Here is a 6025-nt window from a genome sequence, read left to right as displayed (position 1 = left end):
ATCCATGGTAAGGATGGGGTCAGCGGTTCGAATCCGCTCAAAGGCTCCACTGGAAAAGTTGCGGGAAACCGCATAAATAAAGGAAACCAGCCGGTTTATGGCTGGTTTTTTAGTGTCCGTGATTATGTAGGGATGCGATAGAAAAAAGGACACTTCGTAAGCCGAAATGTCCTTAAATTTAGCGGTTTATTGGGGATCAATGTCGTAGAACAAATAATCCTGTAGCTCCTTAGAAACAGTGGGGATATCAAAGACTAAGTAATAAACGCCATCAATATATTGCCCTTCTCCTTCACCATCACGAGGAAAACGCATTTGTTGAATGCCTTGTTTGGCAAGGGGGCCGTAGGCAGTGGATAGACCGATAATATCGTTTGTGGATAGGTTTGTGGTAATATAGGGAGCAAGTTGACTGATTAAATCGGGCCAGGTGCTCATCGGCTGCTTAAGGATACCAATCATCAATTGATTGAGTACGGTTCGCTGACGTTCCGTTCGTTTGAAGTCATTACCACTGGCATATCGAATTCGGGAGTATGCCAAGGCCTGTTCGCCGGATAAGGTTCGGGTACCTGCTTCAGAAATCCCAGGGATTTGTCCGGTAGCCGCTTCTTCAGGCGTAATTTCGATATCGACACCACCGAGCTGATCGATGATGACAGGCATAGATGTAAAATCGACGGCCATAAAATCGGTAATGTTGAGACCAAAGTTTTGGTTCAGGGTTTTGATGGCAAGTTCCGGGCCACCAAAGGCATAGGCGTGGTTGATTTTATCCATACCGTGATCCTCAATATTGACATAAGAGTCTCTCATAATCGATGTTAGCTTCATGACTTTATGGTCTGGATCAATAGTCAAAATCATAATTGCATCGGAGCGGCCGGTGCCACCCTCTTCGGTGTCGATACCATACAGAGCAATATTGACGACATTGCGATTGTCCGTTGTTGCATCTAAATCGTTGGTGTCCACACTGACTTGGTTGATTTGACCAATGGTGCTATGGACCTTTGAATAGACGATGAGTCCAGTAATCAGAAAAAGTAAAAGAATAATACCTGCAATAATCAAACCAATGTGCTTTTTCTTTTTACCGGAATCATAATGACGTGGTGCTTTCATCTCCGTTGTGCCATGTGATGATTGGGAACCGCTTTTTCTGGATTTTTTAGGTTCTTTCATAAATTCTCCTTATTATTTTCAAAAATTTCGATAATATTATACCATAAAGAATCTGATAGATGAAAAGAAACTATAGAATTTTGCAGATAATTCGATTTTGGTTAGAATTTACATAGAGATTAATGGATTCTGTTTTCGAACTGTGATAAAATATATGAAAATGAATCATTTTTAAGGAGAAGGAGTATGAGAAAACGTATTATTGTAAAAGGGGATTATGAACCGTTAACTCAAAATATCCGAATTGCATTACTTCGGGTGGGTTTTAAAAATGTAACCTTTGAAGAAGAGCAAAGAGCATTTACTTGTATGGGGAGAGATGGCTTGACGAGGATCAATTTAGAGCTGGTAGATACTGAGCATACGGCTATTATTATCAGGGCATCTCAATGGGATATTAAGCAAGTCAAAGAAGGACTCATTCTTCAATCGGGGAATCCACTATCAGATGATGAAGTTGAAGAGTTTCAATGGCCAGAAGCTGATGCTTCATCTGAAGTAAGATCTGAAAATAATTCGCTGGACATTTTTGCTGCAGTTGAAGCAAAGGGAGATGATTTAAAGACCAGTACAATGGATTTAGATGATGGTGAGGATGATTCTGACAGTGGAATCGTGGAATACGGCAAGAAACCATTCTATAAAAAGTGGTGGTTCTATGGAATCCTTATCCTGATTATAGGTGTTGGAGCCTTTGTATGGACTACAATGAGCCGGGGGAACACGAATCAGCCGGCATCACAGCCAACGGTGACGCCGGTGGCTCCAGCGTCTCCCACCGTAGATTCCAATGCGCCTCAGGCTTATACGACGGAGTTGACCAGCGGGAATTACAGTGTGGGGGTGGATATTCCTGTTGGTGTATATCAGATCGTAGCAGTGGCTGGTCAAGGAACCCTGGATACCGAAAGTAATGCCCTTTCAGAAGCAATGACAATGGACAGCGCAGGGAGTAACGGTGTTTCCGCCGTTGAGGTCTTAGATTTGACCCAGGGGGATACGTTAAAGATACGTGGAACGCTGCAGCTCAAGCTTCAGAGCGAGGCGGCTCTTGTCAATACTCTAACAAAGCGGAAGACGACGGAGTCTACCCACTATACCCTGGAATCCGATTTTTCCTATCAATCCGGTGTAGAATTCCCAGCCGGGATTTACAATTTAAGGGCGATCAGGGGTTCTGGTGTCATTGGGACAGATGGCGAATTCAGTGTAACAGAAAATATGGGCAATACGGAAGACCGCACGATGGTGACTGAAATGAAAAACATTCAACTGCCCCAGGGTACTACCCTTTCCCTTGAAGGGGTTTCTGTTGAGCTGATTCCAGTGGGAGAATAATCTTGAAGCTGGAGCAAAAAGCCTGGGGGCTCATTGCAGTGGCCTGGATGCTGATTATATTTGGTTTCTCAGCCCAGGATGCTGCAGCCTCTTCAGAAATGAGTGATGGGATTGTCAACGGGGTAGTTCATATTATCATTGGATTATCGAAAGCTATTTTAGGCATATCGGTATCGGTGGATGCCGGGGGACTTACCTTTGTCATTCGTAAATGTGCCCATGGATTTTTATATTTCATCCTGGGGATCCTGATCTGTCATGGATTGAGTATCGGCCAAAGGGTGAATTTTAAACAAGGGATAGGGGCTGTTTTAATTTGCTTGATATATGCCGCCAGTGATGAACTCCATCAACGTTTTAGCTTTGGCCGAAGCTGTGAGCTGCGGGATGTCTGTATCGATACCTTTGGCGCACTTCTGGGGATTATGCTGTATTATTTTTTCAAGAACCGCCAATTGAATAAAAAAACGAAGGAATGAATTCGTTGAAAACCGGCTAAGACCGGTTTTTTTATACAAAGAATCTCCTGTTAACAAGTTTTTTGGGGGGAAGAAGAACGGCGCTTTTTCCCTTTAATTTGCAGACTTGCCAGGGGGGATACTTAAGAATTATATTTTGTGCTATAATGTAAAAAACATTTTAAGAAGGAGGCGGGATTTGCTAGCACAGGTATTGGCTTTATATGAACAGAGGGCTGGCTTCTTTGGGGAGCTGTTAATTCAGCATTTAGCCATCTCTGGTATTGCCATTCTCATTGGGGGCATCATTGGTTTAATCATTGGTATTGTCATCAGTGGCCGCAGGCGGGTGGCACCCATTGTTATCGGAACAACTAATGTGATTTATACTATCCCATCCATTGCCCTTCTGGGATTTTTGATTCCCATCACAGGGATTGGCAATACGACAGCTATTGTGGCCCTTAGCCTATACGCCCTCATGCCCATGGTGCGCAACACCTATACCGGCCTGACAGGGATTGATGGTGCTGTCGTTGAGGCTGCCAGGGGAATGGGGAGTACGAAAAGCCAGATCATGGTGAAAATTCGACTGCCTTTAGCCATGCCGGTCATTTGGGCAGGCTTTCGGAATATGGTGGTGATGACCATTGCTCTGACGGGGATCGCTTCTTTTATTGGTGCGGGGGGACTGGGGGTAGCTATTTACCGTGGCATTACCACCAATAATCTGGCACTGACTGTTGCCGGGGGGATTATTATTGCGGCTCTGGCCTTTACCTTGGACTATGTCCTGGGGTTTATCGGGAAAAAAATTATTGAAACGAGGAGATTGGGAGTATGAAAAGGAAATGGCAGTTGTCCCTTATAGCGGGTTTGGCGGCTTTGATGATGCTAACAATCGGAGGGTGTGGTTCTTCGGCAGCAGAGAGTAAGACGGTGAAGATTGCAACGAAGCCCATGACGGAGCAGCTGATTTTAGGTGAAATGCTGAAGGAACTTATCGAGACGAAAACGGATTTGACCGTGGAGATTACCAAGGGCGTTGGCGGCGGAACGAGCAATATCCATCCAGCCATGATTAAGGGGGATTTTGATATCTACCCAGAGTATACAGGGACAGCCTGGTATACGGTCCTTAAAAAGACCGAAAGTCCCGATGAAGGGACCTTATACCAACAGCTTAAGAAGGATTATAACGATCAATTCAACTTAGCCTGGGTGGGACTCTATGGCTTTAACAACACCTATAGTCTGGCCATGAAAAAATCCGTAGCCGAGCAGTATGGCATCGAGACCTATTCTCAGTTGGTGGCAACATCCCCCAATCTGGTCTTTGGCGCGAATCCTGATTTTTACGAGCGGGAGGATGGCTTTAATGGATTGACATCGACCTATGCCTTGAAATTTAAGGCGACAAAGGAGATGGACATCGGCCTGACATACCAGGCACTCAAAGGCGGTGAGGTTGATGTTATTACGGTTTTTACCACCGATGGACAGCTGGATGATCCGGATTTAGTAGTACTGAAGGACGACAAGGGATATTTTAAGAATTACTATTGTGGAACGGTGGCTCGCCAGGATACCCTTAAAAAGTACAATGCGTTAGAGGAAGTCCTCAAAGTGCTGGATGACCAAATCAGTGAGGCTGATATGATTAAAATGAACCATCGGGTTGAAATTGACAAGCAGGAGGATGCTGTGGTGGCCCACGATTTCTTAGTTGAAAAGGGGTTGGTTAATTAATGGCAGCGCCCATTATCGCTTTTGAACACGTCGGAAAGATCTACGGAGAGGCCGAGGCATTAGTTGATTTTTCATTAAACGTATTCCCCGGGGAATTCTTAACCGTTATCGGAACCTCTGGCTCAGGCAAGACCACTTTTTTAAAAATGATCAACGGATTGATTGCACCGGACTCGGGAAGGGTCGAGGTTGAGGGGGAGGATATTGCCCAGGTTGATTTGATTGCCCTGCGGCGACGGATTGGCTATACCATTCAGGGGGTCGGGCTTTTCCCCCATATGACCGTTGCCCAAAATATTGTCTATGTCCCAGATCTCAGCGGGCTTTTTTCTCCAGAAGAGAAAAGAGCCCAAATTGCACGGCTTCTCACCCTGGTGGGATTAGAGCAGGATTTGGCAGGACGCTACCCTGGGGAGCTTTCCGGGGGCCAACGCCAGCGGGTGGGCATTGCCCGGGCACTGGCAGCGAATCCCCATATTCTTCTGATGGACGAGCCCTTTGGTGCAGTGGATGAAATTACCAGACGGCGGCTTCAGCGGGAGATTAAAGCGATCCACAAGGAATTGGGAGTGACCATTATCTTCATCACCCACGATATCCGGGAGGCCCTCAAGCTGGGGGATCGGGTGGCCGTAATGGACGAGGGCTGTTTGGTTCAGCTGGACACCCCTGAGGCACTACGCCAGGCGCCAGCTACACCCTTTGTGGCAGATCTGCTGGGAGATGAAGGGAATGGGTGATTTTTTAAGTCCTTTCAGGTATAATAAAAACAAAAGAACATCAATGGAGGAAATAATGAGCGAAGAAAACTCAAAGGTACAGATTACGATGGCAGACGGTGGCGTGATAACGTTGGACCTTTATCCAGAGGTGGCCCCAATCAGTGTGGCTAATTTTGAAAAATTGGTACGTCAGGGCTTTTACAATGGATTGATCTTTCATCGGGTTATTCCGGGGTTCATGGTTCAGGGGGGTTGCCCGGATGGAACGGGTATGGGGGGCCCTGGCTGGAATATCAAGGGTGAATTTTCAGGGAATCATGTCCCCAACGACTTAAAGCATACGCGTGGCGTGCTCTCCATGGCCCGGTCCATGAATCCGAATTCCGCAGGCTCCCAATTTTTTATCATGGTAGAGGATGCGCCCCATCTGGATGGGCAGTATGCCGCCTTTGGTAAGGTGGTTGAGGGAATGGACGTGGTGGATGCCATTGTTGCAAGTCCCCGGGATGCTATGGATAAACCCTTGGAAAACCAGATAATGGAATCGGTTGTTTTGCTGGACGAATAAAACCT

7 protein-coding genes are annotated in these 6025 nt (G+C 46.0%); 6 read left to right on the top strand and 1 reads right to left on the bottom strand.

Annotated features, from left to right (window positions below):
- Positions 1-186 precede the first annotated feature (186 nt).
- On the bottom strand, positions 187-1185 hold the full coding sequence (locus BLU30_RS03445) for an LCP family protein (protein WP_242873492.1): 999 nt from the start codon (positions 1183-1185) through the stop codon (positions 187-189).
- Positions 1186-1371: 186 nt separating this feature from the next.
- Here BLU30_RS03445 and BLU30_RS03440 point away from each other — a divergent pair, with 186 nt between their 5' ends.
- The 6 genes from BLU30_RS03440 (at position 1372) to BLU30_RS03415 (ending at position 6020) form a co-directional block, all read left to right on the top strand.
- Positions 1372-2523, top strand: a complete 1152-nt coding sequence (locus BLU30_RS03440; protein ID WP_090243483.1) for a hypothetical protein — start codon at positions 1372-1374, stop codon at positions 2521-2523.
- A gap of 2 nt (positions 2524-2525) precedes the next feature.
- Entirely contained in the window at positions 2526-3002 is a 477-nt protein-coding gene (locus BLU30_RS03435; protein WP_090243481.1) for a VanZ family protein, read from the top strand.
- A gap of 178 nt (positions 3003-3180) precedes the next feature.
- Positions 3181-3825 carry an ABC transporter permease gene (locus BLU30_RS14470; protein ID WP_090243479.1) on the top strand — a complete coding sequence of 215 codons (645 nt, stop codon included), beginning with the start codon at positions 3181-3183 and terminating at the stop codon, positions 3823-3825.
- Positions 3822-4730 carry a glycine betaine ABC transporter substrate-binding protein gene (locus BLU30_RS14465; RefSeq protein ID WP_090243478.1) on the top strand — a complete coding sequence of 303 codons (909 nt, stop codon included), beginning with the start codon at positions 3822-3824 and terminating at the stop codon, positions 4728-4730. Before BLU30_RS14470 ends, BLU30_RS14465 begins: the two co-directional genes overlap by 4 nt.
- On the top strand, positions 4730-5470 hold the full coding sequence (locus BLU30_RS03420; RefSeq protein WP_090243475.1) for an ATP-binding cassette domain-containing protein: 741 nt from the start codon (positions 4730-4732) through the stop codon (positions 5468-5470). Before BLU30_RS14465 ends, BLU30_RS03420 begins: the two co-directional genes overlap by 1 nt.
- A 55-nt stretch (positions 5471-5525) precedes the next feature.
- Positions 5526-6020 carry a peptidylprolyl isomerase gene (locus BLU30_RS03415; RefSeq protein ID WP_090243474.1) on the top strand — a complete coding sequence of 165 codons (495 nt, stop codon included), beginning with the start codon at positions 5526-5528 and terminating at the stop codon, positions 6018-6020.
- The last annotated feature ends 5 nt before the right edge of the window (positions 6021-6025 follow it).

Origin of the sequence: Eubacterium barkeri (assembly GCF_900107125.1) — a bacterium.
Classification (GTDB): domain Bacteria; phylum Bacillota; class Clostridia; order Eubacteriales; family Eubacteriaceae; genus Eubacterium_O; species Eubacterium_O barkeri.
The sequence above is the reverse complement of the archived record's forward strand: the minus strand, read 5'-3'. Positions and strand labels throughout refer to the sequence as shown.

What these genes read in the sequence shown, in the direction of transcription:
- BLU30_RS03440 (WP_090243483.1), top strand. Translation starts at nt 1,372, where the DNA reads ATGAGAAAACGTATTATTGTAAAAGGGGATTATGAACCGTTAACTCAA.
- BLU30_RS03415 (WP_090243474.1), top strand. Translation starts at nt 5,526, where the DNA reads ATGAGCGAAGAAAACTCAAAGGTACAGATTACGATGGCAGACGGTGGC.
- BLU30_RS03445 (WP_242873492.1), bottom strand. Translation starts at nt 1,185, where the DNA reads ATGAAAGAACCTAAAAAATCCAGAAAAAGCGGTTCCCAATCATCACAT.
- BLU30_RS03420 (WP_090243475.1), top strand. Translation starts at nt 4,730, where the DNA reads ATGGCAGCGCCCATTATCGCTTTTGAACACGTCGGAAAGATCTACGGA.
- BLU30_RS14465 (WP_090243478.1), top strand. Translation starts at nt 3,822, where the DNA reads ATGAAAAGGAAATGGCAGTTGTCCCTTATAGCGGGTTTGGCGGCTTTG.